Origin of the sequence: Streptomyces sp. NPDC021100 (assembly GCF_044333095.1) — a bacterium.
Taxonomy (GTDB): domain Bacteria; phylum Actinomycetota; class Actinomycetes; order Streptomycetales; family Streptomycetaceae; genus Streptomyces.
Genome location: NZ_JBIRQH010000018.1, coordinates 153,053 through 177,490, shown reverse-complemented (window position 1 = coordinate 177,490; position 24,438 = coordinate 153,053). Strand labels below are relative to the sequence as shown.

The following is a 24,438-nucleotide window of genomic DNA, read 5'->3' as shown; positions in this document are numbered from 1 at the left end:
CCGGGCGGGGGGTCGGCGCTGGGGCCCGTCCCCGGCCCCGGGGGTGCGGGCCGGGGGCCCCGGCCGGGGGGGCCCCCCCCCCCCGGGGCCCCGGCGGCCCCCCCCCCCCCCCCCCCCCGACCCCGATCGAGACCTCGACCTCGAGCGGTGCACGATCGCCGACCTGCAAGGGGCGATGGCACAGGGCCACTTGACCTCCGAGCGCCTCACCCTGGCCCTCGTCGAGCGGATCGAGCGGCTGAACCCGCTGCTCCGCGCGGTGACGACCGTCAACCCCGATGCCGTGGCCCTCTCGCACCGAAGTGACGCGCTGCGCCGCGCCGGCCGGGCGCGCGGGCCGCTGGAAGGGATTCCCATCCTGCTCAAGGACAACGTCGGCACAGCGGACCGGCAGCCGACCACCGCCGGCTCCACGGCCCTGCTCGGGGCCCGGCCGGGCGTGGACGCGTTCCTGGTGCGGCGGTTGCGGGAGGCCGGGGCCGTGATCCTGGGCAAGGCCAACATGACGGAGTGGGCCGACTTCCGGTCCGAGGACTCCGTGGCGGGCTGGAGCGCGACCGGGGGCCAGACCCGCAATCCGTACGTGCTCGACCGCAGCCCCTCCGGGTCGTCCAGCGGTTCGGCGGTGGCCGTGGCGGCCGGGCTGGCCGTGGCGGCGATCGGCACCGAGACGGACGGTTCGGTCGTCCTGCCGGCGAGCGTCACCGGCACCGTCGGGTTCAAGCCCACGCGCGGGCTGGTCAGTCGGGGCGGCATCGTGCCGCTCTCCACCCGCCAGGACACCGCCGGCCCCCTCGCCCGTACGGTCGCCGACGCGGCGCTGGTGCTGTGGGCCATCCACGGCCCCGATCCGGCCGACCCGGTCACCGCCCGCGCCGGGAGCGCCCTGCCCGCCGGCCCCGGCGCGGTGCTCGACCGCGGCGCGCTGCGCGGCCGGCGCGTCGGCGTCCGGCGCCCGGCGGGCCTCGACCCGTGGACGGAGCGGGTGTTCGACGACGCCGTCGAGCGGATCCGCGGCCTGGGCGCCGTCCTCGTCGAGGACGTGGACCTGCCCGACACGGACGAGGAGGCGGAACGGCACCTGGAACCGGCCCTGCTGACGGAGTTCAGGCATGACGTCGGCGCCTGGCTCGCCGCCACGCCCGGGTCGCACCCGAAGAACCTGGCCGGCGTCATCGCGTACAACGTCCGGCACGCGGCGACGGAGTTGGCCCTCTTCGGCCAGGACGTCCTCGAACGGGCGGAGCGCACCGGCGGCGATCTCCGCGACCCGGTCTACCGTCGGCACCGGGCCGCCGCGGTCCGGCTCGCCCGGCGGGCGCTCGACGGCACGCTGGCCCGGCACCGGCTGGACGTGCTCGTCACGCCCACCGCCGGTCCCGCCCCGCTGCTCGCCGGGACGACGGGTGACGGCCCGTACGCGGCCGTCACCCGGGACGCCGCGGTGGCCGGGAACCCGCACGTCACCGTGCCTGCCGGGTACGCCCACGGCGTGCTGCCGCTGGGCGTCTCGTTCGTCGGGGCGCGGGGCGGCGACGCGCTGGTGCTCGGCTGCGCGTACGCCTTCGAGCAGGCAGGCCCGGCCCGTACGCCGCCCTGCTGCCTGCCGACGCTGCCCTGACCACGCCCACGGAACCGGCGCCGGCCCGCCCCGGCGTCCGCGAGAGCGGCGCCACCCGGTGCCTCCGCGACGGTCCGTGCCCGCCGGAGCGCGGCGCCGGTTCTCGTGGCACGCACACTCGCCGGGCCCGGCCATGCCCCGCGGGCCCGAGGGCGGCCCGCCCTCCCCGATGCCGCCCGGCCCCCTCCTACGCCGCTCCGGCACACGCCGCACGGAAGCCGGCCCGGGCCCGGCCCCACCCTCCGCGGGAGTCGACGCCGCTGTGCTCGCGCCGTGTGACACCGATGCCGGCCACACGCGCCCCGCGACCGGTGCGGGCTGTCGCTCCTCGCCGCCCGCGCCGACCGCCCTCGCCTGCCTCAGGCCGGTCCGGACGCGTCACACGGGATCGGGGCCACGCCGACGTCCGGACGCCCGCTCGGACCCCCACGCGTCGCACGAGCGGCGCACCGCACCCGCCTCACTCCTCGATCGCCCCGCCCACCGTCCGCAAGTGCTCGCGGAAGGTCAGTGCGGGGTTCTCCCGGTGCCGGGCGAGGTAGGTCGAAGCGGACCTGTTCGCGCAACGAGACGCCGGAGCGCATCCGTTCGGCCTGGTCGCGTTCGGTGTCGCGGATGCCGGCGGCGAGGGTGAGGAGTTCGTCGGCGCGGGCGGCGGGGACGAAGAGGACGCCGTCGTCGTCGCCGAGGACGAGGTCCGTCCGGTCCACCGTCCACTCCCCCACGACGGCGGAGCGCAGCGCCTCCGGGGGCCGGGGGTCGAGGCGGCGGGGGCCCGGCGGGGTGGCGCCCAGGCTGAAGACGGGCAGGCCGATGGCCCGCAGGTCCGCCGTGTCGCGGTGCAGGCCCCAGACGACCACGCCGCTCAGGCCGGCCTGCCGGGCCTCCAGGAGGGCGAGGTCGCCGACGCACGCCTCGTCGAGCCGTCCGTCGTTGTCGACGACGAGCACGTCGCCGGGGGCCGCCGCCGCGTACGCCTCCAGGAAGACGTCCACGCTGCCGACGTGGCGCGCCGGGCACGCCCGCCCGGCCAGGCGGCTGCCGGGGGCGAGGGGGCGGACGTCCGGCGGCGCGGCGCGCACCGGGAGCGCGGCGCGTACGCAGGCGTCGGCGACGTGCGCGGTGGTCAGCGCGGAGAAGCGCCGGGTGAGCTCTTCGTGGTCCATGGGTGTTCCTCCTGTGCCGAAGGGCCCACGCTGCCATGCCCGTCGGCCTCGCCGGGAGGTGTCTCCCGGTACTGGGATACGGTCCCGGGGGTGAGAGACGATCAGGAGGCGCGGCTGCGACTGGCGCACCGGCTGGCGGCGCTGCGGGCGGAGCGCGACTGGCCGCTGGACGAGCTCGCGCGCCGGACGGGTGTCAGCCGTTCGACGCTGTCGCGGCTGGAGCGGGCCGAGATCAGTCCGACCGCCGTCCAACTGGCCCGCGTGTGCGCGGCGTTCGGGCGGACGGCGGCCCAGGTGCTCGCCGAGGTGGAGGACGGTGCGCCGCGGCCGGTGCGGGCGGGCCGGCAGTCGGTGCGGAGCGACGACGAGGCGGGTGCCGTACGACGGTCGGTCTCGCCGCCGGGGCCCGGGCTGCGCGGCGAGATCGCCGAGCACGTCCTGCGGCCCGGGGCGGAGGTGGTGTGCGAGGCTCCGCGGGTGCCCGGGGTGGAGCAGCACGTGTGGGTGCTGGAAGGGGTGGTGGAGGTGGCGGCGGCCGGTGGTGCGCACGTTCTGCGGGCGGGCGACTGTCTGCGCTTCCGGCTCTGGGGCCGGTCGCGCGTCCGCTGTCCGGGCCCGGAGCCGGCGCGGTACGCCCTGTTCACCGTGCTGCCGTGACCCGCCGGCCTCGTCGGCCCCGCCGGTGGCTCCGGTGGCTCCGGTGGCTCCGATGGCGAACGCGACGTCCGATCTCCGCCGGACAACGCCGCCCGCCCGGGCCAGGCTTGCGCCCGTGACCACGATCAACCCCACGCATACGCGCATCGAACCGAACATCCTGTACTTCGGCACCCCGGTGGTGCTGCTCTCCACCGAGAACGAGGACGGCACGCCCAACCTCGCCCCCATGTCTTCGGTGTTCTGGCTCGGCTGGCGGGCCGTGCTCGGGCTCTCCGCCCGGGCGCAGACCAGCCTGAACCTGACGCGCACCCGGGAGTGCGTCCTCAACCTGCCGTCCGACGCCCTCGCCGGCCACGTCGACCGGCTCGCGCTCACCACCGGGCGGAACCCGGTGCCGCCGCGCAAGGAGGAGCGCGGTTACCGGCACGTGCCGGACAAGTTCGGGCGGGCCGGGCTCACCCCCGTACCGTCCGAGACGGTGGCTCCGCCGCGGGTGGCCGAGTGCCCGGTCGCCATGGAGGCGGTCCTGGAGGCGGTGCACCCGATCGGCGAGGACGACGAGCGGCAGCGCGGCTCGATCGTGGCGTTCGAGGTGCGGGTGCGGCGGGTGCTCGTCCATGACGGGATCCGGCTGCCGGGCACGGACGACCATGTGGACCCCGACGCCTGGCGGCCGCTGGTGATGAGCTTCCAGCGGTTGTACGGGCTGGGGCCGCGGGTGCACGGCTCGCGGCTGGCGAGCATCCCGGAGCGGTGGTACCGGAGCCCGGACGTCGACCGGGCGCGGGAGACGCCGGTCCGCTGACGCTCCGGCAGCGGGTCAGTCCGCCTCCGGCCAGTCCCAGCCGAGCTGGAGGAACATGCCCAGCCGGTCGCTGACCGCGCGGATCTCGGTGATCCGGCCGTCGGCCACCGTGAACACCCAGATCTGCTCCACCGCGAAGGTTCGTCCGGTCGGGCGGGGCATGCGGGGGTGCTCGCCGGTGTGCCGGCCGCTGACGGTGAGCCGGGCCACGACCGTGCCGCCCTCGGCGACGAGCCCGTCCGTCCGGACGGCGAACTCGCCGAACGCGGCGAGCTGCCGGCGGATCCCCTCGAAGGCCGCTCCCGGCTCGTCCGGCTCCCCCACGATGATCTTGTTGTGGTCGACGACGTCAGGGGCCAGGTAGCGGGGCAGGTCGTCGAGCCGGCGCTCGCCGACCGCCCGGAGGAAGTCCGCGACGAGCCGCTTGCCGGGGTGCTGGGTGTCCACTGCCCTCTTCCTTCTTACAATGTAAGTCTCGTGCCGCCATCAGGGTGGACTTACGATGTAAGAAAGTCAAGGAGAACAGGAGGGCGCATGCCGGCCGAGGCCAAGAGGGCGCGAGGGGAACGGGCCGGGCTGACCCGGGAGCGGGTCCTGGACGCCGCGGTGGAACTCGTGGACCGGGAGGGGCTGAAGGCACTGACGATGCGCCGGCTGGGCGCGGCGCTCGGCGTGGAGGCCATGACCCTCTACCACCACGTCCCCGGCAAGGATGCACTGCTGGACGGCCTGGTGGAACGGGTCTTCGCCGGCGCCGCCCCCGTCGAGGGCGCCCCGGACGGCTGGCGGCCCTGGCTGCGGGCGTACGCGGACGCCCTGCGCACGGCGCTGCTGGGGCACCCGGGCGTCCTGCCGCTCGCCGCGGCGCGGCCCGCCGCGACCCCGGCCGCCCTGGACGCCGTCGAGCGCGGGCTCCGCGTCCTCACCTCCGCCGGCTTCCCGCTGGGGCGCGCCCTCCACGCGCTCAACTCGCTGACCCTGCTGGTCGTCAGCCACGCCGCCGCCGAGTGCGCCCTCGCCACGCCCGACGGCCCCGGCTCGGCCGCGGACCTCGCCACCCTGGACCCCCACCGGTACCCGCTGACCGGCGAGGCGGCGCGGACGGGCGCGGGGACCGACGACGCGGAGCGGTTCGCCTTCGCGGTGGAGGCGCTGATCACGGGGTTCGGGGCGGGGGTCGGGGGCTGACCCGGCAGGCGGGGCTCAGGCGGCCGGCCGGTAGGGGCTGTGCATGGCCAGGAAGCGCACCTCCAGGTCGGATGCGAGGTAGTCCATGCGGCGCTCCTGGAAGTCCCGGATGTGCGGCAGCGCCAGGTGGGCGTCGAGGTCGGCGCGGGAGCGCCACGCCTCGTAGAAGACGAAGACGCCCGGCTCGTCGCGGTCCTCGTGGAAGTGGTACTCCAGGCACCCCGGTTCCCGCCGGGTGGGCTCGACGAAGGACAGCAGCAACTCCTTGAGTTCCGCGGCCCGTTCGGGCTTGGGGCGGGCGACGCCGACGAGCGTGAACGGCTGGGTCATGGGGCGGTCTCCTCGGGTGACACGACGGGAGGTACGGCTGATCTCGTACCTATGGCACGGCACGCTAGTCGACACCTCAGGTATGATGCAAGCCGTACCTACCGGCCCGGCCCGAAGGGAGACACACGGTGCCCGACGACGAAGGCCACCCTGCCGTCGAGGAGATCGAACTCGGCGCGGTGCTCGCCGCGCTGGCCGACCCGCTGCGCCGCCGGGTGGTGCGGGAACTGGCGCGAGCGCCCGAGGGCACGGCGCGGACGTGCAGTTCGTTCGCGCTGCCGGTGTCCAAGGCGACCGTCACCCACCACTTCCGCGCGCTGCGCGAGGCCGGCCTGGTCCGGCAGGTGGACCGGGGCAACAGCAGGATGGCCCGGCTGCGCAGGGCCGACATCGAACAGCGGTTCCCGGGGCTGCTGGACATCGTGGCGGCCGAGGCCGTGGAGTAGCGAGGACGGGGGCGCCCGCCGCTAACCGCCGGCGGGCCGGGCGCCCCGCGCCTCGCGGATCACGTCGTCGAGGACGCCGCGCGAGCGCCGCAGGTCCTGTATCGCGCGGTCCAGCCGGTCGCGTTCGTCCAGCAGCCCGGCGATGAGCTCCTCCGAGGCCCGTTCCCGGCCGCCCTGCCCGGGCAGGCACGGCAGCAACTGCGCGATCTTGCCGCTGCACAGGCCCGCGGCGAACAGCTCCAGGATGCACACCACGCGGTCGACGGCGGATTCCTCGTACTCGCGGTGGCCGCCCGCGGTGCGTTCCGCGGCCAGGAGGCCCTGCTGCTCGTAGTAGCGCAGCGCCCGTTCGCTGACGCCGGTCCTGCGGGACAGCTCCCCGATCCGCACGCCTTCCCCCCGCGCTCGCACCTCGTCACGGCGCCGCCGACTTGAAACTGACGCCGGTGTCAGATCCTACGGTTCCCGCATGACTTCCCCACTGCTCACCCCGTACACCAGCGGCACACTGCGGCTCGGGAACCGCATCGTGATGGCGCCCATGACCCGGCTGCGGGCCGACGAGGACGGCGTCCCGCTGCCCTTCGCGGCCGACTACTACGCCCGGCGCGCGGGCGCCGGGCTGATCGTGACGGAGGGCGTCTGGCCCGTCTTCGCCGGCCAGAGCCTGTGGCGGCAGCCGGGACTCGCCACCGAGGCCCAGGTCGCGGGCTGGCGACGGGTCACCACGGCCGTGCACGCCGCGGGCGGGGTGATCTTCGCGCAGCTGATGCACGGCGGACGGCACGCCCACCCGCTCGCCCGGATCGACGGCGGCCGGCCGACGGCGCCGTCGGCCGTCCCGCTCCCGGGCCTCCAGCACACCCGTGCGGGCAAGCGCGCACCGGCGGTTCCGCGGGCGATGACCGCGCGGGACATCGCGGATACGGTCGAGGGCTACGCGCGCGCCGCCCGGAACGCCGTCCGGGCCGGTTTCGACGGCGTCGAACTCCACGGCGCCAACAGCTACCTGATCCACCAGTTCCTGGCGGACGGCACCAACCTGCGCACCGACGCGTACGGCGGGGACGTGTCCGGCCGGATCCGGTTCGCGCGGGAGGCCGTGGAGGCCGTGGCCGACGCCGTCGGCCCGCACCGCACGGCGATCCGGCTGTCCCCCGGCAATCCGCAGTCCGGCATGGCCGAGGCCGACCCGGGGCCGGTCTACCGGGCCCTGGCGACCGCGCTCGCGCCGCTCGGCCTGGCGTATGCGCACCTCAGCCAGGCGTCCGACTACCCGGCCCTGGCGGAGCTCCGGCCGCTGCTGCGGGGCACGACGGTGATCGGCAACGTGGGCGAGAACCGCGCCCCGACCGACCGGGCGGCCGGCGAGGCCGTCCTGCGCGCGGGCACCGCCGACCTCGTCTCGTACGGGCGCGCCTTCCTGAGCAACCCGGACCTGCCCCGGCGGCTGGCGGCGGACCTGCCGCTCGCCGCGCCGGACACCGCGCACCTCTACACGCACGGTCCCGAGGGCTACACCGTTCTCACCGGCCGTCCGGCGGAGGACGGGGTGCGCGTCACCGTCCCGGCGGCCTGAGAGCGAGAGCGCCGCGGTCCGTCCCCGGGCCGCCGCTCAGCCGGCGGCGGGCTCCAGGCGCCACCACTGGGCGGGGATGTCGCGGTCCTCCCACTGCTGGACCCGGGCACCCTCCTCGGTGGCCGCGTCGGCGACCTCCAGGAGCAGGCCGCTGATGTGGGCGACGAGGGTGACGGTGCCCGGGTCCTCGACCAGTTCCTCGACCAGCCACTCCTGGGCGCCGTAGCCGTTGGCCTTCCACTGCTGGACGGTGGCGCCGTTCTCGACCGACGCGTTGGCCACGTCCAGCCGTTTGCCGCTGCCGGCGTTCACGACGTGGTGCAGGCCGCTGCCCTCGTGCACGGGCGAGACGCGCCAGAGTTCGGCGGGCGTGCCGTCGCCCGCGCCCTGCACGACGGGGGCGCCGCCGCCCGCCCTCCCGCCGGCGACGCGCAGCAGCAGGCCGCTGTGGACGTTGCGGATGCGGTACGTGCCTTCCATGCCTGTCTGCCCCCGTGTGCGCCGGTGAAGATGCCGATGAAGCCGCCGGTGAAGACCATGATCGTAACGCGCGGCGCGGGCCGCACCCTCCGCGCCGGAATAGGGGATGATCAGGGTATGTCTGTTTCTCTTGAGGTTTGTCGCGAGCGCACCGACGCCACCGACCCCGCCGGTCACTGGGAGGACGAGCGCACCACGGCGGTCGTCCTGGCACGCGAGGACGGCGCGGTCATCGGTTCGGTCGTCGTCCTCGACCTGGGGGCCGACGACCCGGCCCTCCGCTTCGTCGCCGTGCCCGAGGGGGCCTTCGAGGCGCTGGTCCCCATGCTGCGCGAGGCGGCGGCGCTGGCCGGCGCGGCGGGCGGCACCGCACTGCGCTGGGTCGCCGAGTCCGACGAGATGCCCCCGTCCGTACCGGAGGAGCTCGGCGCCACCGAGGACGGCGACGTCTACCGCTGGTGGCGGCTGGAGCTGTCCGCCGCCCGCACCGAGCCCGGCGGGGCCGGGGCGGTGGAGGAGCGGCCGGCGGGTGAGGACGCGGTCTTCCGGCTGGGCCTGGAGGACGCGCTGTTCGACGTGGAGATCGAGGAGGACACCGCCGTCCTGGTGCACGACCGCGAGGAGGAGCACACCCCCGACGAGCTGACGGCCCTGGTCGCGGCGGTGGTGCGCCGGGTACGCGAGGCCCATCCGTCCGTCCGCGCGGCCGAGGCGTACGCGGCGCCCGACGACGACACCCTGGGCGCGGCCCTGACCGCCGTCGGCTTCGTCCCGACGGACCGGCGGGCCGTCGAGTACCTGCTGCCGCTGGGCGGCTGACGCCGGGCGGCCGTTCTTCCGGGGTACGCCGGAGGGCGCGAGGGGCCCGCCGCCCCTCGCGCCCTCCGGCGTTTCGCCGTGCCCGTCAGCAGGCGGCCGTCAGCAGGTGGCCGGCGGGGTCTCGAAGGTGCCCTGGCCGTCGACCTTGATCAGGCCCACGTACTTGCGGTCACAGGGGTAGCTCATGTTCCAGGTGCTGTTGGCGCGCTCGCCGTTGCTGATGGTCTTCAGCTCGCCCCAGGTGGTGCCGTTGGAGCGGAAGCCGAGGTGGGCCTTGATGGGGGAGCCGGCCTTCTTGGTGTAGATGAGCTCGATGCGCGAGGGGCTGGTGTTCAGCGAGATGCAGAGCTGGCCATTGCTCATGCTGGTGCACTTGACGCGGTCGCTCCCGGAGGCGTGCGCGGGAGTGGCGAGCAGCGTGGTGCCGGCGGCTATGCAGGCGGCCATGGTGAGGGCGGCGCGACGGCGCATGGTGAGGTTCCCCCTTGGTGGTGTGCAAGATCAACGCGGGGAGCGTAGCAGGAGTGGAATCCAGGTTTCCAGATCTTTCGACTGCCGTCCCGGGGGCGGGTTTTGCCGGCTCCGCCGGGGACGCGGGGGCGGAGTTCCCGCAAGTAAAGGAGAAATGGGGCGCCCCCTTTGAGGGAGAGACAGGGGCCAACGTCCCACTTCACCCTGATATGGTGGAGCTGTCTGGTGTACGTCGCGTCAATTCCATCCCGGACCACGGCAGTTCACGGCAGCCCACCACACGCGACAGCGGGAGCAGCATGATCCTCATCGTCCCGCCCGGCGCCGACCCCACCCTGCGGCTCGCCGAAGTGCCCGACGGCGCCACGGTCGTCGACGTCGGCCGCCGCTTCGTCGCCGAGCTGACCCGCCAGGCCGCGCGCGGCGCGCTGCGCACCCGGTCGCGGGCGCCCGGTGACCGGCTCATGGCGACGGCGGGCACCCGCGCCCTGGGCGACGCCTCCCGGCCCAGGCTGCACCGGCTGCGCGGGCTCGGCGCGGTGCTGGGCGCGCTCCACGAGCCGGGGCACGGCGTACGGCTGGGCCTGGACGACCTCGAACCGGCCGACGGAAGCCTGGAGTCCACCGTCGACGTCCTGCGCGCCGCGGCCGCCCCGGCCCCGTACGACGGCGCCATGGCGGGGGCGTGCGCGGACGTGCCGCGCGGGGCCGTCGTACGGCTGGTCGTCGAACGCGAGCAGCAGGTGCCCGCCGCCGTCGCCCTCGCCCGGGCGCTGCTCCCCCGCGCGCGGCGCATGGAGCTCACGGGCCGCTGGGCGACCGCCCACGCGCCGGCGCTCGGCCATCTGCCGCCGTTCGCCGGCGCCCGCCTCACACCCGCGCCCCGGGGCATGGCCTGGGAGCTCGCGGACCCGTTCGGCCCGGCCCCCGACGACGGCCTGCGCTGGCGCGAACGCGCGGCCGACCCACTGCCGCCCGACCCCTGGGCGGGCCGGGTGGGGCTGCGGGAACTGGTGGGCGGAGTGGTGCCTGGCGCCGCAGCCGGCACAGCCGGCCCCTCCGGGCCCGGCCGGCTTCCCCGCCTCGCCGTCATAGGTGTCTGCGCCGCCGCCGACCGTGCGGTGGGCCGCGGCGGCACCGAGCTGTCCTGGGACCGGCTCGCCTCCGCCGTCGGCACGGCCCGCGACCGGGGCACGACCGTCGTCGCCGAACTCTGGCTCGGCGCGCCCGGGATCCCGCCCGAGGCGGCGGAGGAGTCGCTGGCCCGGCTGGAGGACACCGTGGACCGGGTGATCGGGCTCCGCCGCTTCGACTGGCCGGCCGACTGGGGCGATCCGTTCTGGGCCTCCACGCCGGTGACGCTGGGGGACGCCGGTCCCGATCTGGCGCGGCGACGTCCCGTGCTCGATCCGGACCTCCCGTCCGCCGAGGAACTCACCGCCCTCGCCGCGGCGCTCGGCCGCCCGCTGGCCCGGGCTGGCCGGCTCGCCCCCGGCCGGGTCGCCGGCGCCTACCTGCCGCCCCCGGGTCCGCACCCGGACTCCGTCCGCGGCCTGGACCCCGACGTCGTCGTCGGCCGGCGCAGCACGCGCGCCGACCGCGCCCTGGCCGTCAACCTCCGGACGGGCACCTGCTCCTACGTCTCGCTGCGGGTCGCCGACGCCATCGACCGCTACCGCGACGGCTACACCCTGCGCGAGGCGCTCCGCCCGCTGTCCCCGCGCGCGGTGCGCGCGCTGCGGGACGGCGGGGTCCTGGGTCAACTCCCGTGACCGGAACGCCGGACGGGGCGGCCCGGAGGTCTCCCTCCCGGCCGCCCCGTCGGGCGCGGACCCGAGCGCGCCTCCGCGCCGGTCCCTCAGCGCGCCGTGCGCGTGAGGCGTGTCAGCCCTTGAGCGCGCTGCGCTTCTGCCACTGCTCCCACGTCTCCTGCCAGACCTCGAGCCCGTTGCCCACATCGGTCTTCTCGGTGTTGGTGGTGCCCTTGACCTCCACGGTGGAGCCGATGGGCAGGAAGTCGTAGGTCCGCTTGGCGTCCTCGGTGGTCATGCCGAAGCAGCCGTGGCTGTTGTTGACCACGCCGATCTGGTTGTTCCAGGGGGCGGAGTGCAGGAAGGTGCCGGAGGCGGTCATGTGAGTGACCCACTTGGCGTCCAGCATCCACTGGTTGCCGTAGCCGATGGTGGACGAGTCCATGGTCTCGTCCGCGTTCTTGCTGCGGACCGTGTGGATGCCGCCGCGGGTCGGGGCCTCCGGGGAGCCGGCGGAGCCCTTGACGCTGCCGACCGGCTTGCCGTTCTCGTACATGGTCAGCGTGTGGCCGGGGACGTCGATGACGGCCTTGTGGTCGGCGCCTATGGTGAAGCCGTAGTCGTAGTCGCGGGCGAACCAGCCGCCCTCGCCGCTGTCGACGCCGGCGAGCGAGCCCTTGACGGAGACCTTGGTGCCGCTGGGCCAGTACGTCTTGGGCCGCCAGTCGAGGCGGTCCTGGCCGGAGTAGTCGGTCACCCAGCCCCAGGCGCCCTCCACCTGCGGGGTGGAGGTGACCTTGAAGTTCTTCTCGATCTCGGCCCGCTTGTCCTTGTCCACCTTGTGGTCGAAGAGGATCGAGACCGGCATGCCCGTACCGACGGTCTGCCCGTTCTGCGGGGTGTTGGTCAGCTTGTTGACCTTCGGCGCCTGCTGGGTGCTGAAAGTCGCGGTCGAGTCGGACTTCTTGCCCTTGGCCGACTCCGCCACGGTCTTCACCGTGTAGGTGGTCTGCGGCTTGACCTTGCCGGCCGACTGCCAGGCGGCGCCGTCACCGGACAGCCGCCCCTCGACCTTCTCCCCCTTGTCGTCCTTCACCTCCACCGAGGTCAGCTTGCCGCCGTCGGCCTTGACCGAGATCGGCGAGCCGAGCTTGACCTCCTTGGTGCCGGCCGCCGGGCTCACGGTGACCTTGGCCGCGGGGCCCGCGTCGTCCGAGGAGCCACCGCCGGACCCCCCGGAGCAGGCGGACAGCGCCAATGAGCCCATGAGGGCGGATATCAGCAGGACGGGGCGACGGCCCTTCCCGACGTGCACGTGAAAACCTCCAAGACAGCGAGACCGCGGCGGGCCCGGCTCCGCTGCCGGTCCGAGAAAGCCAAAAAGTACGACAACCCCCCGCCTCACCTGTAGAGATGACCTGGGCGCCGCCACGGTTCGTGGGAAAAACGATATTTGTGCGGGAATCGCTCGGACGATCCCGGTCCGTATCCGTACGGACGATCCCGGTCCGCGTCCGTACGGACGGCCGGGGCCGCTTGCGAACCCGTCGGCCGAGGTCGCGTTCGTACGGGCGGCCGGGGCCGCCCCGCTCCGGGTCCCGCCCCCGGAAACGACGGAGCGGCGGCACCGGCTCCGGAAGCCGGAGGGTGCCACCGCCCGGAACGCCTTACTGCCGCGGCAGTTTGGTGGCCGTGTCCAGGTAGAAGGCGTCGATGCTGCGCACCGCGCGGGTGAAGTCGTCGAGGTTGACGGGCTTGGTGACGTACGCGTTCGCGTACCGCCGGTAGGCGTCGGTCACATCGTCCGGGGCGGAGGACGTGGTCAGCACGACGACCGGGATGGTCCGCAGTTCCTCGTCCCCCTTGAGGACGGCCAGCAACTCCCGGCCGTTCATCCGCGGCATGTTCAGGTCGAGCACGATCAGGTCCGGCCGGGGCCGCTCGGGGTCGCGCAGGTGGTCCAGCGCAGCGATGCCGTCCTGGACCTGGGTGATGTTGCGGGCAGCTCCGTGTTCGAGGAGCGCCTCGTTGATGAGCATCGCGTCCGCCGGATCGTCCTCCACCAGAAGGACGTCGTAGGGGCGCGCGGGGGCGGCCATCATCATCGGCTCCGCTCGGTGTGCTTCGGGGGACGGTGGGTGGTGGCGTGCACGATGCCGGGCCAGCGGTTGCGGGCCCCCTGACGGCTCATCTCGCAGGCCCGCCCGATCTGGGGGTAGCCGGCCCCGGTGCGCGCGGCCTCCTCGGCCGCGCGGTCCGTGAGGCGGTGCACCGCCCGTTGCAGGTGAACCAGCATGTGGAGGTAGGCCAGGGCCTCGGCCCGGGCGCCGTCGGGATCCGCGGGCCCGCCGGCGGCGGGCAGCAGGCGGAACGACCGGTGGGCCAGGCGGTGTGCGAGGCCGTCGAGCGCTTCCTCCACCATCGCGGAGATCTCGCTTTCGGCGAGACGCGGGGAGAAGTGGGTGCCGGGCATGGCGCCCACCCTAGGTCCTGTGCCGCCCTCCCGACAACTACTGTTGTCACGGTACCGATACGGTATGGCTGCCCAGGTGCCGGGGAAGCAGCCCGGGGAACGTGGGGAACGGAGAGACGGAAGGCGGGCAACGTGGCGGTCGAAACTGCTCCTCAACAGGGCGGTTCCGTGGGATCCCCACCCGGGGACCCCACCGGGGCGAGACGTACCGGCGGTACGCCGGCCCCGGCCGGCCGGCCGGGCTGGACGACGCGCCGGTGGCTGCGCGTCGGTGTGACCTCGACGCTGGTGGTGCTCACGGTGCTCGGCGCCGTGGGGACCTGGGCACTGGCCCGCACCGCGTCTATCAGCGACCACCTGGTCGGCGTCCGCTCCCCCGCGCTGGTCGAGGCCGTCCGCCTGGAGAGCGCGCTGGTGAACCAGGAGACGGGCGTGCGGGGTTACGGCCTCACGGGCCGGCGGGACTTCCTGGAGCCGTACACCCACGGACTGGCCGACGAGAAGGCGGCCGTCGCACGGCTGCGCCGGCTGGTCGGTGACGAGCCGGCGGCCCGGGCGGACCTGGACCGGGTGCTGGAGCGGGCCGAGGCGTGGCAGGCGCGGGTCGCCCGGCCGGTCGCGGCGGCCCAGGGTACCGAGGCCGCGCGCCTCCTCGAACGGGCGGGCGGCGGCAAGAGACCCTTCGACGCCGTCCGTACGTCCCTCCAGGAACAGCAGCGGCACCTGGCCCAGGAACGGGCCGACACCGGCGACGACCTCGCCGACACCCGCCGGCTGCGCAACGGGGTCTTCGCGGCCATCGCCGTGGTGATCGTCCTGGTGGCCGTCCTGATCTTCGAGGGACTGCGACGCGGCGTCACCGGCCCGCTGGAACGGCTCGGTTCGGACGCCCGGCTGGTGGCCCAGGGCCACTTCGCGCACCCGATCGCGGCCACCGGCCCGGCCGACCTGCGCCGGCTGAGCGGCGACGTGGAGGCGATGCGCCGGCGGATGGTGGGCCAGCTGGAGTTCACCGAGAAGGCCCGCACGCAGCTCGACGAACAGGCCGCCGAACTGCGCCGCTCCAACGCCGAGCTGGAGCAGTTCGCCTACGTGGCCTCGCACGACCTCCAGGAGCCGCTGCGCAAGGTGGCGAGCTTCTGCCAGCTGCTGCAACGCCGGTACGGGGACGGCCTGGACGAGCGGGCGCACCAGTACATCGCCTTCGCGGTGGACGGCGCCAACCGCATGCAGGTGCTCATCAACGACCTGCTGGCCTTCTCGCGCGTCGGCCGGGTGCACAACGACCACGACACCGTGGACCTGGAGGCCGTCCTGGAGACCACGCTGGACGCGCTGAGCGTGCCGGTCGAGGAGTCGGGGGCGGAGATCACCCACGATCCCCTGCCCACGGTGGTCGGCGACCGGACGCAACTGGGCATGCTGTGGCAGAACCTGGTCTCGAACGCGGTGAAGTTCCGCGCGCCGGACCGCCGTCCGGCCATCCATGTGTCGGCCGAGCGGGACGGCGACGTCTGGCGGTTCGCCGTCACCGACAACGGCATCGGGATCGGGCCGGAGTACACGGAGAAGGTGTTCGCCCTCTTCCAGCGGCTGCACACCCGGGAGGCGTACCCGGGGACCGGCATCGGCCTGGCGATGTGCCGCAAGATCGTCGAGTTCCACGGGGGCACGATCGCCGTCGATCCGGAGCACGAGGGCGGCGCCCGCGTCGTCTTCACGCTGCCGGCCGCGGGGGCGGACGAGTCCGAGGCGGCGAAGGCGGACGCGTCCGGGGCAGCGGAGACGGACGAGCCCAGGGCAGCGGTGTCCGCCGGGACCGGGCGGCCGGCCTCGTGACCGCGCAGACGTCCGACGCCCCGGAGCGGCTGGCCGGCGGCGCCCGCCCCGAGCCGGAGACCGCCGCGCCGCCGCACTACCGCGTCCTGCTCGTCGAGGACGACGCGGGGGATGCCCTCCTGGTGGAGGAGCTGCTGGCCGACACCGGGCTGGACCACACGCTGATCTGGCGCAAGACGCTGGCCGAGGCCCGCGAGGAACTGCGCGCGGACGGCACCGGCCACGCCGATTGCGTCCTGCTGGACCTGCACCTGCCGGACGCCTCCGGCACGGCCGCGGTCACCGCGGTCCAGCAGGCCGACCCGCACGCGGCGGTCATCGTGCTCACCGGGCTGGCCGAGTCGCAGGCCGGGGTGCGGGCGGTCACCGCGGGCGCCCAGGACTACCTGGTGAAGGGGCAGGTCGAGCCGGAGCTGCTGCAGCGCGCCGTGCACTACGCGGTGCACCGCAAGCAGGCCGAGCGGGCCAAGGCGGAGCTCCAGGCCACCCAGTTGCGGGCGCAGGAGAACACCCGGCTGGAGCGCGGTCTGCTGCCGACGCCGCTGCTGGAGTCCCCCGCCGTGACCGCCACCACCCGGTACCTGCCGGGTCGGGAGAGCGCCCTGCTGGCCGGGGACTTCCTCGACGTCGTCCAGACCGACGACCACGTCGTGCACGCCCTCATCGGCGACGTGAGCGGGCACGGCCCCGACGAGGCCGCGCTGGGCGTGGCCCTGCGCATCACCTGGCGGGCCCTGACCCTGGCCGGACACCGCGGTGAGCGGCTGCTGGACCTGCTGGAGCGGATGCTGGTGGCCGAGCGCACCCGGCACGAGATGTTCGCCACCTGCTCGTTGCTCACCCTGGACCTGCGGGAGTCCACCGCCGTCCTGCACCTGGCCGGGCACCACGAGCCGCTGCTGACGGCGGAGGGGACGACCCGGCCGGTGACGGCGGAGCACGGGGTGGCCCTGGGCATCGCGCCGGGCCTGTGCCACTGGCCGGCCACCCGGCTCGCGATGCCGCGGTCCGGGGCGCTGACGCTGTACACGGACGGGCTGATCGAGGGCCACGACGGCCCTGGGTCGCACCGGCTGGGCGCGGAGGGCCTCGTCGACCTGGTGAACCGGGTGCCGTCGCAGGAGCCTCCGGACCGTCAGCTGGACCGGCTCATCCGGACCGTCCGCGACCTGAACGCCGAACGGCACGCCGACGACCTGGCGATTCTCCGGCTGGACTGGCGCGCGACGGACTGAGGTCCGTTACGGACTGCGCGGCGGTCCGTCCGCCGGGACCACGGCGACCGGGCAGTCCGCCCGGTGCAGGGCGGTGTGGCTGACCCGGCCGAGCTGGAGGCCGCCCCCGTGGTGGCGGCGGACGGCCCCGACCACCAGCAGGTCGGCCTCGTCCGAGGCGGCGACGAGGACCCGGTGCGCGGGGCCCTCGACGGTGACCGCGCGCACGGTCACCCCCGGGTACTCGGCCTCGGCGGCGCGCAGCGCCTCGTGCAGCTCGCGGCCGGCCCGCTCCTCGTGGTCGAGGGTCTCGTCGCTGGGCAGCGGATAGTGGAGCACGGACTGCCGGGCGGGCAGCCGCCAGCAGCGGACGGCGTACACCTCGCAGCCCCGGGCGGCGGCCTCCCGGAAGGCGAAGCGGACGGCGGCGGGCGCCTCCTCGCTGTCGCCGACGCCGACCAGCACCCGGCCGCGGGAGCCGCGCAGTCCGTCCTCCGACCCTCGTACGGCGATCACCGGGCAGTGGGCGCGGGCCGCCACCGAGAGACTGACCGAGCCGAGCAGCACCCCGGTGAAGGTGCCCCGGCCGGACGGGCCGGTGATCACGGCGGCGGCGTGCCGGCTCGCCTCGACGAGGGCGTTCACGGCCTCCTCCGGGACGGTCTCGGCGTGGACGCGCACCGACGGGTCGCGTTCCCGTACGTGCCGCGCCGCGGCGGGGGCGACGGTCTCCTCGGCCCGGGTCTCGTCGGAGGGCTCGCCCTCGGGCGGGAGGCGCCCCTCGTAGCGCTCCCACAGCGAGGCGTAGAGGACGCGCAGCCGCGCGTCGTGCCGGGCCGCCTCGTCCACGGCCCAGTCCAGGGCCCGCAGACTGCCGACGGACCCGTCGACCCCGACGACCAGCGGAAGCTCCATCACCACCCACCTCCTCACCCCCACGCCGGCACTCTCGCCACCCTCGCACCACCGGACACGGGCCGCGAACGGCGACTGGTCCGTTCGGCCGACGCGGGGGCGGCCGGAGGCCGCCGGGGGCGCCGGAGAGGTACCGCGCCGCACGGCCTGCTGACCCCCGGGCGGCGGGGCCGGCCGACGAGGGGTGGACCGGTGCTTGGCGACGGGGCCGGGTGACCCGGTAGGCCGGCGACGACCGGTGGCTCGCGCGGGCGGCCGACGGGTCGGGCGGCCCGCTGCCGACGACGGACGAGCACGGCCGGACAGCCGGCGAAGGGCCGCACCGATGACGGAATCCGAGCAGCCCCGGGCAGCCCCATCAGCCCGTCCGGCACTTGAGGACTGGAGGTACCCCCTCTGGGGGAGCCCGCAGGGCACTCCAGGGGCACGGGAGCCCGCCCCGCGAAAGCACCGGCACGCCCGCCCGGTCGGCGCAGGAACAGCCCGCGGCCGACCACGGACGACGCACGCCGGGCCGGCCGGCGAAGCGCCGAGCACCGATGACGAAACCGGACAGCCCCCGGCAGCCCCATCAGCCCGTCCGGCACTTGAGGACTGGAGGTACCCCCTCTGGGGGAGCCCGCAGGGCACTCCAGGGGCACGGGAGCCCGCCCCGCAAAAGCACCGGCACGCCCGCCCGGCGCGGCCGAGGCCGCCGCGCTCGCGGTGTGCGGCGGCCGCGCCGAGCATGGAGGCATGACCAAGGACTCACGCAGCACGCTGCGGGCCCGGCACCGGGAGGCGCTGGCCCTGTTCGGCGAACGGGTGCACGCCGTCCGGCCGCGCCAGTGGGGCGCGCCGACGCCGTGTTCGGAGTGGACGGTGCGCGACCTGGTGAACCACCTCACGGCCGAACAGCTATGGGTGCCGCGCCTGTTGGACGGCGCGTCGGTCGAGGACGTCGGCGACGAGCTGGACGGCGACGTCCTCGGGGACGATCCGCCGGCCGTCTGGGACGCCGCGGCCGAGGCCGCCGTCGCGGCGTTCGGCGCCCGGGGCGCGCTCCAGCGCACGGTACGGCTGTCGTACGGGGAGACGGCCGTGGAGGACTACTGCGCGGAGATGACGGCGGACGCCGTGGTGCACGCCTGGGACCTGTCGCGGGCCATCGGCGCGGCGGAGCGCCCGCCGGAGCCGCTGGTGGCGGCGGCCGGGCGGGTGTTCGGCTCCCACGGGGACGACCTGTCGCCGACCGGCCTGTTCGGCGCCCCGGTCCCGGCGCCGCCCGGCGCGGACGACTGGACGCGGCTGCTGGCGCGGCTGGGGCGCACAGTGTGACGCCCGGTGCGACGTTCCCGGTGCCGGGCGGGCGGCGCGGTCTGGCCCGCTCGTCCCCCGGCCGGATATAAGAGGCTCATGCCCGAACGCGGATCACGATGGACCGGCCTCCGACGGATGGCCGCGGCGGCGATCTGCGGCGCGGCGGTGGCCGCGTGCGGCGGAGGCGGCGGCGCGGCGCCCGCCCCGGAGGCGACGCCCCGGGCGGCGGCCGGCGCCGACACCGTCATGATCATCCGGCATGCGGAGAAGCCGGCCGAAGACGACGGCGACGGGAAGCCGCCGTTCGGCGTCACGGAGGACGGGGTGCGGAACGCGCACGCCCTCCTGATACGCGGCTGGCAGCGGGCCGGCGCGCTGGTGCCGCTGTTCGCCCCGGAGGGCGGTGCGCCGGTCCGCCCGGGGCTGCGCCGGCCGGACGCCGTGTACGCGGCGGACGCGCACGGCGCCGGCAAGGGGCTGCGGCCGGCCGAGACGGTGGCGCCGCTCGCGGCCCGGCTGGGTGAGCCGGTCGACAGCTCGTACGGCCAGGGCCAGGAGGCCGCGCTGGCGAAGGAGCTCGCCGCGCGGCACGGCGCGACGCTGGTGTCGTGGGAGCACCGCCGGATCGCGCGGATCGTCGCCGGCCTGGGCCGGGTGCGTCCGGCCCCGCCGCGCGCGTGGCCCGGGGACCGCTACGACCTGGTGTGGGTGTTCACCCGGGACGGGACGGGGTGGCGGTTCACCCAGGTGCCCCAGCTGCTGCTGGCGGGCGACCGGCGGGATCCCGCGTAGCCCCGTCCCCTCCTCGGCGCGGGCTCAGTCCTTGGCGCAGAACTCGGCCGGGAACATGTCGTCGTACGGCTTGCCGTCCTCCAGCCAGTCGCCGTTCAGCTGGAAGGTGAGCGCGTGCTTGCCGTCCCGGGTGACGGCGGTGCTGGTGAGCGATCCCCAGACGATGCCGTCATGGCCGTACACCTTCACGCCGCAGGACAGCGAACGGACGATCATGCCGAGGCCGTACTCGAAGGGCTGCCCGGTCTTGACGGTGGTGAGCATCGCGTCGAGCTGCTTCTTGGGGAAGAGCTTGCCGCGCAGCAGGGCGCTGTAGAAGCGGTTGAGGTCGCCGGTGGTGCTGATGACCTCGCCGGTGGCGCCGGACCACGCCGGGTTGTACTCGGTGGCGTCGTAGACCTCGGGGCCGGGCTTCTCGGCGTAGAGCTTGGAGTAGCCGATGGCGTGCGGGGCGGGCATCTTCGGGTTCGTGCCGGGGAACGTGGTCTCGCGCAGGCCCAGGGGCTTGACGATGCGCCGCTCGGCCTCGCGGGCCCAGGGGTTGCCGGTGGCCTTCTCGACGATCATGCCGGCGATGACGAACCCGGTGTTGGAGTAGTGCCAGCCGCCGCCCGGCGCCCAGTAGGGCGGGTACTTGAGGCCCATGGCGACGATCTGCTCGGGCGAGCGGTACTCGTAGCGGTGCTCCAGGAAGCCGGGCCCGTTCATGTACGCGCGCCACTCCGGGGTCTCGACCATGTCGTGGACGCCGCTGGTGTGGTTGAGGAGCTGCCGGATGGTGATCTTGTTGCCGTCGTAGCCGTTGCCCTGGAGGAGGCCCGGGAGCCAGCGCTCGACGGAGTCGTCGAGGCGCAGCTTGCCCTCGGCCTCCAGCTGGAGGATGACGGTGGTGACGAAGGTCTTGGTGATGCTGCCGGCGCGGATGTGGTCCTGGGCGGTGCGCTTCCGCTGCGTGGAGGTGTCGGCGTAGCCGGCGGAGCCGAACCACTCCCCCTCCGGGCCCAGGGTCCCGGCCGCGACGCCCGGCATCCCGGCGGCCTGGAGGGCGTTCAGGGCCTGCTGCGTCTGCTGGTGCGACCCCTTCGTCTCGGCGACGGGCTGGGCGGTCGCGGGTCCCGTGAGGGCCGCGGCGCCGACCGCCAGGGCTGCGGTGAACCCGAGGGCCTTGCCGCGTATCCGGAGTGAGAGCTTCGGCATTGCACATCCTCGCCGTCCCGTCACCCCGGTGGGGTGACGTCGGAATGATCATGGGCGAGTGAAGTATAGGTAAAGAGATCCTTTGGAAGGCGGCGAATTCGAGCCAGCTTGCCCACCCTCACATACGCGGTACGTCCCCTTCGCGCACCCCTCACCCGTAAACAGCGATATGTCGATTTCGCGACGTACGGTGGAGGGATGGCCACACCGTCCGTACCCGCCGTCGCCCTCCAGGGCTCGCTCTTCGACACGGCGGACGAGATCCGCCTCGGGCGCCCGCTCGCCGCGGCCCGCCGGACGGAGCTGGGGTCCGGGGCCTGGATCGACGTGCTCCCCGGCTGGCTGAGCGGCTCCGACTCACTGTTCGAGGCGCTGCTGACCGGCGTGCCGTGGCGCGCCGAGCGGCGGCACATATACGACGCCGAGGTGGCCGTGCCCCGGCTGCTCGCCTACTTCGGCGAGGCCGACGAGCCGCCGCACCCGGCGCTGACGGCGGCCAGGGACGCGCTGGACGCGCACTACGCGGCCGAGCCGCGGGAGCCGTTCCGGACGCTCGGGCTGTGCCTCTACCGGGACGGCCGGGACAGCGTCGCCTGGCACGGCGACCGCCACGGCCGCGGGTCGGCGGAGGACACGATGGTGGCGATCCTTTCCCTGGGCGCGCCGCGCCCGCTGCTGCTCCGGCCGCGCGGCGGCGGCCCGGCCCGCGTCCGGCAGCCGCTCGGCCACGGCGACCTGCTGGTGATGGGCGGCAGCTGCCAGCGCACCTGGGACCACGCGATACCGAAGACCGCGCGGGCGGTCGGGCCCCGGATCAGCGTGCAGTTCCGGCCGAGCGGAGTGGCCTGAGCGGGCCGCGGCCGGCCCCTGAGCGGCCGTCCTACCGCCCCAGGCCCGCGTCCCGCGCCACCAGGGCCGCCTGCACCCGGTTGCCGCACCCCAGTTTGGCCAGAATCCTGCTCACGTAGGTCTTGACCGTGGCCTCGCTCATATGGAGCCGCCGGCCCGCGTCGGCGTTGGACAGGCCCTCGCCGAGCAGGGCGAGCACCGCGCGTTCGCGTTCGCCGAGGGCCGCCACGCGGGCCCTGGCCTCCTCGCCGCGCTCCTCGGCCGGGGCGGACGCGAACGAGTCGACGACGTGCCGGGTGGCGGCGGGCGACAGATAGGCGTTGCCCGCGGCGGCGGCGCGGACGGCACCGATCAGCTCGCCGGGCGCCGAGTCCTTCAGCAGGAAGCCGGCCCCGCCGTCGCGCAGCGCCCGCAGCACGTTCTCGCGCTGGCCGAACGTGGTGAGGACGAGGACCCGGACCTCCGGCGCGGTCCTGCCCAGCTCGGCCAGGGCGGTGAGGCCGTCCATGACGGGCATCTGGATGTCCACCAGCGCGACGTCCACCCGGTGCCGGCGGGCCAGTTCGACGGCCTCCCTGCCGTCGGGCGCCTCGGCCACGACCTCGATGTCGTCGGCCGAGGTCAGGATCATCCTGATGCCGGCCCGGATGAGCGGCTCGTCGTCGGCGATGAGGACGCGGATCACGCAGGTCTCCCGCAGGTCGGTCGGAGGGTCACCACACGAGCACTCACTAGTCGTTCCTGACGATGAACTCGCGCTTTTCGATCAGTTTCCCGCCCCGGAAGCAGAAGCGGTACACGCGGTCCTTGTCCATGTCCTTCGGGGAGTCGGTGGACAGCAGCGACAGGCACCGCGAGCCGGCCGGTGCGGCCGGGCCCTTGCGGTCCAGGCCGGAGGTCAGGAAGGACCGTCCGGAGGGCAGCCGGTCACGGACCTCGGACTCGGGGCTGCCCACCTTGACGTCCCGGTAGGTGCCCGGCTCGACCTGCGACTTGTCCAGCGCCTCGAAGAGCGCCACGGCGCCGAAGGCGAGCAGGACGCCCAGGCCGAGCAGGACCAGCACGCCGACGCCGCACCCGGCCAGGCAGCCCTTGCTCCGGCGCAGGCCGGTGAGGTTCTTGAGCTCCTCGCGCGGGTCGGCCCAGGCGGCGCCGGGCAGGCCGTCCCCGGCGAGGTCCCCGGCCGGCGGCCAGACGTCGTCGGACTCCTCGGTTCCGGCGGCGTCCGGAGCCGGGTGGTACGGAAGCAGTCCGGCGAGGCGGAAGCCGCCGTCCTCCAGAGGTCCGGCGTACACCATGCCCCCGGCGAGCCGGGCCCGTTCGCGGAGGCCGGTGAGGCCCTGTCCGCCGCTGACGGCGGCCGGCCGGGGGGCGGCGCCCTCGGGCGGGGGCCCGTTGACGACCTCGACGACCAGCGAGTCGGCCTCGTGGTGCAGTCCGACGGTGAGCTCGGCCCCCGGAGCGTGCTTGAACGCGTTGGTCAGCCCCTCCTGGACCACCCGGTAGGCCGCGTGGTCGGCGGCGGCGCCCAGCGGGCGGGGGTCACCGGACCGGACCAGCCGGACCGGGGTGCCCGCGGCCTCGGCCGCCTCCACCAGTCCGTCGATGCCGGCCACGCCGCCGGGGCGCTCGTCCTCGGGGGTGCCGTCCTTGAGGACGCCGACGACGGCCCGGAGTTCGTGCATGGCGGCGACGGACGCCTGGCGCAGCACGCCGACGGCCTCGCGCTGCTGGTCGCTCAGCCCGTGGGAGACCTCCAGGGCGCCGGTCTGGACGGCGATGAGGGCGAGCTGGTGGCCGAGGCTGTCGTGCATGTCCTGGGCGATGCGCTGGCGCTCCCGCATCCGCGCCTGGCCCGCGACCATCCGGCGCTCGCGCAGCAGTTGGGCGTTGCGTTCCCGGAGGGTGTCGAGCAGGGCGCGCCGCTGGGACGAGTAGCGGCCGGCCAGGCCGGGGACGAGGGTGGTGAACAGGAACAGCAGGATGAGGAAGAGGCCGACGAACGACAGCGGCGGCTGGTCCCAGAGGACGAGCGCCTCGAACGCGGCGAGGGCCGCCGCCCACACGGCGAGCGCGCGGAGGGCCCCCTCGATCCTGCGGCCGGCCGACCAGGCGACCACCGCGAGCAGCGGCAGCAGTCCGGCCTCGTTGGCCCCGGTGAGGGCGGCGACGCCGATCAGGCACGTGGCGGGCAGGACCCGCCGGGCGAGCGAGAGCGCGGCCGTGACGGCCGCGAAGAGGACGGTGAGGAGCCAGCCCTGCCCGGTGTCGTACTCCAGGGCGCCCGCGAGCAGCGCCATGAGGGCGGCCAGCAGGGACTCCCCCACCACCCGCCGCCACGTCCACTGCTCCGGTGCGACGAACCTCGCCCATACGTCACGGGCCTTGCTGATCACGCGCATGCCGCGAGCCTAGGCGGGGGCGCGCGGCCGGCGCGTTCGCCGAAAGTCGCCGGTCGCGTCGTCGAAAGGCGGACGTTCGAGGGGCGGAGGTTCGAGGGCGGCCGGATCAGGGACGGCTGGATCAGGGGGCGCGTCGCGCGCG

At 75.0% G+C, this 24,438-nt stretch carries 26 protein-coding genes; 13 read left to right on the top strand and 13 right to left on the bottom strand.

Annotated elements, in window-relative coordinates:
- The first annotated feature begins 43 nt into the window (after positions 1-43).
- Positions 44-1,621, top strand: a complete 1,578-nt coding sequence (locus ACH4PU_RS27945; protein WP_398277728.1) for an amidase — start codon at positions 44-46, stop codon at positions 1,619-1,621.
- 359 nt (positions 1,622-1,980) lie between these two features.
- Here ACH4PU_RS27945 and ACH4PU_RS27940 read toward each other — a convergent pair whose 3' ends face one another.
- Positions 1,981-2,787, bottom strand: coding sequence for an RraA family protein (locus tag ACH4PU_RS27940; RefSeq protein ID WP_398277709.1), 807 nt, complete (start codon positions 2,785-2,787; stop codon positions 1,981-1,983).
- Positions 2,788-2,877: 90 nt separating this feature from the next.
- On the opposite strand from ACH4PU_RS27940, the gene ACH4PU_RS27935 reads away from it, so the two are divergent.
- Positions 2,878-3,444 carry a helix-turn-helix domain-containing protein gene (locus tag ACH4PU_RS27935; protein ID WP_398277706.1) on the top strand — a complete coding sequence of 189 codons (567 nt, stop codon included), beginning with the start codon at positions 2,878-2,880 and terminating at the stop codon, positions 3,442-3,444.
- A 115-nt stretch (positions 3,445-3,559) separates the two neighbouring features.
- Positions 3,560-4,252: a flavin reductase family protein gene (locus tag ACH4PU_RS27930; RefSeq protein ID WP_398277703.1), complete on the top strand. Its 693-nt coding sequence runs from the start codon at positions 3,560-3,562 to the stop codon at positions 4,250-4,252.
- A 15-nt stretch (positions 4,253-4,267) separates the two neighbouring features.
- On the opposite strand, the gene ACH4PU_RS27925 is transcribed toward ACH4PU_RS27930, so the two are convergent.
- The gene (locus tag ACH4PU_RS27925) at positions 4,268-4,699 is read right to left on the bottom strand and encodes an ester cyclase (protein ID WP_398277700.1); all 432 of its coding nucleotides are present in this window, start codon (positions 4,697-4,699) and stop codon (positions 4,268-4,270) included.
- A gap of 87 nt (positions 4,700-4,786) precedes the next feature.
- On the opposite strand from ACH4PU_RS27925, the gene ACH4PU_RS27920 reads away from it, so the two are divergent.
- Positions 4,787-5,440, top strand: coding sequence for a TetR/AcrR family transcriptional regulator C-terminal domain-containing protein (locus ACH4PU_RS27920; protein WP_398277697.1), 654 nt, complete (start codon positions 4,787-4,789; stop codon positions 5,438-5,440).
- A gap of 15 nt (positions 5,441-5,455) precedes the next feature.
- Here ACH4PU_RS27920 and ACH4PU_RS27915 read toward each other — a convergent pair whose 3' ends face one another.
- Positions 5,456-5,770: a putative quinol monooxygenase gene (locus ACH4PU_RS27915; protein ID WP_398277694.1), complete on the bottom strand. Its 315-nt coding sequence runs from the start codon at positions 5,768-5,770 to the stop codon at positions 5,456-5,458.
- Positions 5,771-5,898: 128 nt separating this feature from the next.
- Between ACH4PU_RS27915 and ACH4PU_RS27910 the strand changes: the two genes are divergently transcribed.
- On the top strand, positions 5,899-6,216 hold the full coding sequence (locus ACH4PU_RS27910) for an ArsR/SmtB family transcription factor (RefSeq protein ID WP_398277691.1): 318 nt from the start codon (positions 5,899-5,901) through the stop codon (positions 6,214-6,216).
- A 21-nt stretch (positions 6,217-6,237) separates the two neighbouring features.
- Here ACH4PU_RS27910 and ACH4PU_RS27905 read toward each other — a convergent pair whose 3' ends face one another.
- Entirely contained in the window at positions 6,238-6,606 is a 369-nt protein-coding gene (locus tag ACH4PU_RS27905) for a MerR family transcriptional regulator (protein ID WP_398277688.1), read from the bottom strand.
- Between the two features lie 79 nt (positions 6,607-6,685).
- Between ACH4PU_RS27905 and ACH4PU_RS27900 the strand changes: the two genes are divergently transcribed.
- Positions 6,686-7,795, top strand: coding sequence for an alkene reductase (locus tag ACH4PU_RS27900; protein WP_398277685.1), 1,110 nt, complete (start codon positions 6,686-6,688; stop codon positions 7,793-7,795).
- Between the two features lie 36 nt (positions 7,796-7,831).
- On the opposite strand, the gene ACH4PU_RS27895 is transcribed toward ACH4PU_RS27900, so the two are convergent.
- Positions 7,832-8,275, bottom strand: a complete 444-nt coding sequence (locus ACH4PU_RS27895; RefSeq protein WP_398277682.1) for an RICIN domain-containing protein — start codon at positions 8,273-8,275, stop codon at positions 7,832-7,834.
- A 117-nt stretch (positions 8,276-8,392) separates the two neighbouring features.
- On the opposite strand from ACH4PU_RS27895, the gene ACH4PU_RS27890 reads away from it, so the two are divergent.
- Complete coding sequence (locus ACH4PU_RS27890) at positions 8,393-9,094, top strand: hypothetical protein (RefSeq protein ID WP_398277679.1); 702 nt, start codon at positions 8,393-8,395, stop codon at positions 9,092-9,094.
- A 99-nt stretch (positions 9,095-9,193) separates the two neighbouring features.
- On the opposite strand, the gene ACH4PU_RS27885 is transcribed toward ACH4PU_RS27890, so the two are convergent.
- Entirely contained in the window at positions 9,194-9,565 is a 372-nt protein-coding gene (locus ACH4PU_RS27885) for a hypothetical protein (RefSeq protein ID WP_398277676.1), read from the bottom strand.
- 299 nt (positions 9,566-9,864) lie between these two features.
- Between ACH4PU_RS27885 and ACH4PU_RS27880 the strand changes: the two genes are divergently transcribed.
- Positions 9,865-11,337 (top strand): hypothetical protein, encoded by a 1,473-nt coding sequence (locus ACH4PU_RS27880; protein ID WP_398277673.1) that lies wholly within the window; start codon positions 9,865-9,867, stop codon positions 11,335-11,337.
- A 112-nt stretch (positions 11,338-11,449) separates the two neighbouring features.
- On the opposite strand, the gene ACH4PU_RS27875 is transcribed toward ACH4PU_RS27880, so the two are convergent.
- The 3 genes from ACH4PU_RS27875 to ACH4PU_RS27865 form a co-directional block, all read right to left on the bottom strand.
- Positions 11,450-12,631, bottom strand: a complete 1,182-nt coding sequence (locus ACH4PU_RS27875) for an Ig-like domain-containing protein (RefSeq protein WP_398277670.1) — start codon at positions 12,629-12,631, stop codon at positions 11,450-11,452.
- A 352-nt stretch (positions 12,632-12,983) separates the two neighbouring features.
- On the bottom strand, positions 12,984-13,418 hold the full coding sequence (locus ACH4PU_RS27870) for a response regulator (RefSeq protein ID WP_398277667.1): 435 nt from the start codon (positions 13,416-13,418) through the stop codon (positions 12,984-12,986).
- The gene (locus tag ACH4PU_RS27865; RefSeq protein ID WP_398277664.1) at positions 13,418-13,789 is read right to left on the bottom strand and encodes a hypothetical protein; all 372 of its coding nucleotides are present in this window, start codon (positions 13,787-13,789) and stop codon (positions 13,418-13,420) included. The genes ACH4PU_RS27870 and ACH4PU_RS27865 overlap by 1 nt, the downstream gene beginning before the upstream one ends.
- Positions 13,790-13,957: 168 nt before the next feature.
- Here ACH4PU_RS27865 and ACH4PU_RS27860 point away from each other — a divergent pair, with 168 nt between their 5' ends.
- Positions 13,958-15,628 (top strand): ATP-binding protein, encoded by a 1,671-nt coding sequence (locus ACH4PU_RS27860; RefSeq protein WP_398277660.1) that lies wholly within the window; start codon positions 13,958-13,960, stop codon positions 15,626-15,628.
- On the top strand, positions 15,625-16,863 hold the full coding sequence (locus ACH4PU_RS27855; RefSeq protein WP_398277657.1) for a PP2C family protein-serine/threonine phosphatase: 1,239 nt from the start codon (positions 15,625-15,627) through the stop codon (positions 16,861-16,863). The genes ACH4PU_RS27860 and ACH4PU_RS27855 overlap by 4 nt, the downstream gene beginning before the upstream one ends.
- A gap of 6 nt (positions 16,864-16,869) precedes the next feature.
- On the opposite strand, the gene ACH4PU_RS27850 is transcribed toward ACH4PU_RS27855, so the two are convergent.
- Positions 16,870-17,757 carry a universal stress protein gene (locus tag ACH4PU_RS27850; protein ID WP_398277654.1) on the bottom strand — a complete coding sequence of 296 codons (888 nt, stop codon included), beginning with the start codon at positions 17,755-17,757 and terminating at the stop codon, positions 16,870-16,872.
- A 735-nt stretch (positions 17,758-18,492) separates the two neighbouring features.
- On the opposite strand from ACH4PU_RS27850, the gene ACH4PU_RS27845 reads away from it, so the two are divergent.
- Together ACH4PU_RS27845 and ACH4PU_RS27840 are read left to right on the top strand one after the other, a co-directional pair.
- Complete coding sequence (locus ACH4PU_RS27845) at positions 18,493-19,074, top strand: TIGR03086 family metal-binding protein (RefSeq protein ID WP_398277651.1); 582 nt, start codon at positions 18,493-18,495, stop codon at positions 19,072-19,074.
- A gap of 78 nt (positions 19,075-19,152) precedes the next feature.
- Positions 19,153-19,848 carry a hypothetical protein gene (locus tag ACH4PU_RS27840; protein ID WP_398277648.1) on the top strand — a complete coding sequence of 232 codons (696 nt, stop codon included), beginning with the start codon at positions 19,153-19,155 and terminating at the stop codon, positions 19,846-19,848.
- Between the two features lie 24 nt (positions 19,849-19,872).
- Here ACH4PU_RS27840 and ACH4PU_RS27835 read toward each other — a convergent pair whose 3' ends face one another.
- Positions 19,873-21,045: a serine hydrolase domain-containing protein gene (locus tag ACH4PU_RS27835; protein ID WP_398277644.1), complete on the bottom strand. Its 1,173-nt coding sequence runs from the start codon at positions 21,043-21,045 to the stop codon at positions 19,873-19,875.
- Between the two features lie 198 nt (positions 21,046-21,243).
- Between ACH4PU_RS27835 and ACH4PU_RS27830 the strand changes: the two genes are divergently transcribed.
- Positions 21,244-21,894, top strand: coding sequence for an alpha-ketoglutarate-dependent dioxygenase AlkB (locus ACH4PU_RS27830; protein WP_398277642.1), 651 nt, complete (start codon positions 21,244-21,246; stop codon positions 21,892-21,894).
- A gap of 31 nt (positions 21,895-21,925) precedes the next feature.
- Here ACH4PU_RS27830 and ACH4PU_RS27825 read toward each other — a convergent pair whose 3' ends face one another.
- Together ACH4PU_RS27825 and ACH4PU_RS27820 are read right to left on the bottom strand one after the other, a co-directional pair.
- Entirely contained in the window at positions 21,926-22,579 is a 654-nt protein-coding gene (locus tag ACH4PU_RS27825) for a response regulator (protein ID WP_398277639.1), read from the bottom strand.
- Between the two features lie 46 nt (positions 22,580-22,625).
- A complete protein-coding gene (locus tag ACH4PU_RS27820; protein ID WP_398277636.1) occupies positions 22,626-24,296 on the bottom strand; it encodes a sensor histidine kinase in 1,671 nt (556 codons plus the stop codon).
- Positions 24,297-24,438 lie beyond the last annotated feature (142 nt).

Excerpts from the sequence above, each read along its gene's own strand:
- ACH4PU_RS27865 (WP_398277664.1), bottom strand. The coding sequence starts at position 13,789 with ATGCCCGGCACCCACTTCTCCCCGCGTCTCGCCGAAAGCGAGATCTCC.
- ACH4PU_RS27920 (WP_398277697.1), top strand. The coding sequence starts at position 4,787 with ATGCCGGCCGAGGCCAAGAGGGCGCGAGGGGAACGGGCCGGGCTGACC.
- ACH4PU_RS27820 (WP_398277636.1), bottom strand. The coding sequence starts at position 24,296 with ATGCGCGTGATCAGCAAGGCCCGTGACGTATGGGCGAGGTTCGTCGCA.
- ACH4PU_RS27850 (WP_398277654.1), bottom strand. The coding sequence starts at position 17,757 with ATGGAGCTTCCGCTGGTCGTCGGGGTCGACGGGTCCGTCGGCAGTCTG.
- ACH4PU_RS27895 (WP_398277682.1), bottom strand. The coding sequence starts at position 8,275 with ATGGAAGGCACGTACCGCATCCGCAACGTCCACAGCGGCCTGCTGCTG.
- ACH4PU_RS27880 (WP_398277673.1), top strand. The coding sequence starts at position 9,865 with ATGATCCTCATCGTCCCGCCCGGCGCCGACCCCACCCTGCGGCTCGCC.
- ACH4PU_RS27940 (WP_398277709.1), bottom strand. The coding sequence starts at position 2,787 with ATGGACCACGAAGAGCTCACCCGGCGCTTCTCCGCGCTGACCACCGCG.
- ACH4PU_RS27870 (WP_398277667.1), bottom strand. The coding sequence starts at position 13,418 with ATGATGGCCGCCCCCGCGCGCCCCTACGACGTCCTTCTGGTGGAGGAC.
- ACH4PU_RS27840 (WP_398277648.1), top strand. The coding sequence starts at position 19,153 with ATGCCCGAACGCGGATCACGATGGACCGGCCTCCGACGGATGGCCGCG.
- ACH4PU_RS27885 (WP_398277676.1), bottom strand. The coding sequence starts at position 9,565 with ATGCGCCGTCGCGCCGCCCTCACCATGGCCGCCTGCATAGCCGCCGGC.
- ACH4PU_RS27900 (WP_398277685.1), top strand. The coding sequence starts at position 6,686 with ATGACTTCCCCACTGCTCACCCCGTACACCAGCGGCACACTGCGGCTC.
- ACH4PU_RS27845 (WP_398277651.1), top strand. The coding sequence starts at position 18,493 with ATGACCAAGGACTCACGCAGCACGCTGCGGGCCCGGCACCGGGAGGCG.
- ACH4PU_RS27835 (WP_398277644.1), bottom strand. The coding sequence starts at position 21,045 with ATGCCGAAGCTCTCACTCCGGATACGCGGCAAGGCCCTCGGGTTCACC.
- ACH4PU_RS27830 (WP_398277642.1), top strand. The coding sequence starts at position 21,244 with ATGGCCACACCGTCCGTACCCGCCGTCGCCCTCCAGGGCTCGCTCTTC.
- ACH4PU_RS27890 (WP_398277679.1), top strand. The coding sequence starts at position 8,393 with ATGTCTGTTTCTCTTGAGGTTTGTCGCGAGCGCACCGACGCCACCGAC.
- ACH4PU_RS27915 (WP_398277694.1), bottom strand. The coding sequence starts at position 5,770 with ATGACCCAGCCGTTCACGCTCGTCGGCGTCGCCCGCCCCAAGCCCGAA.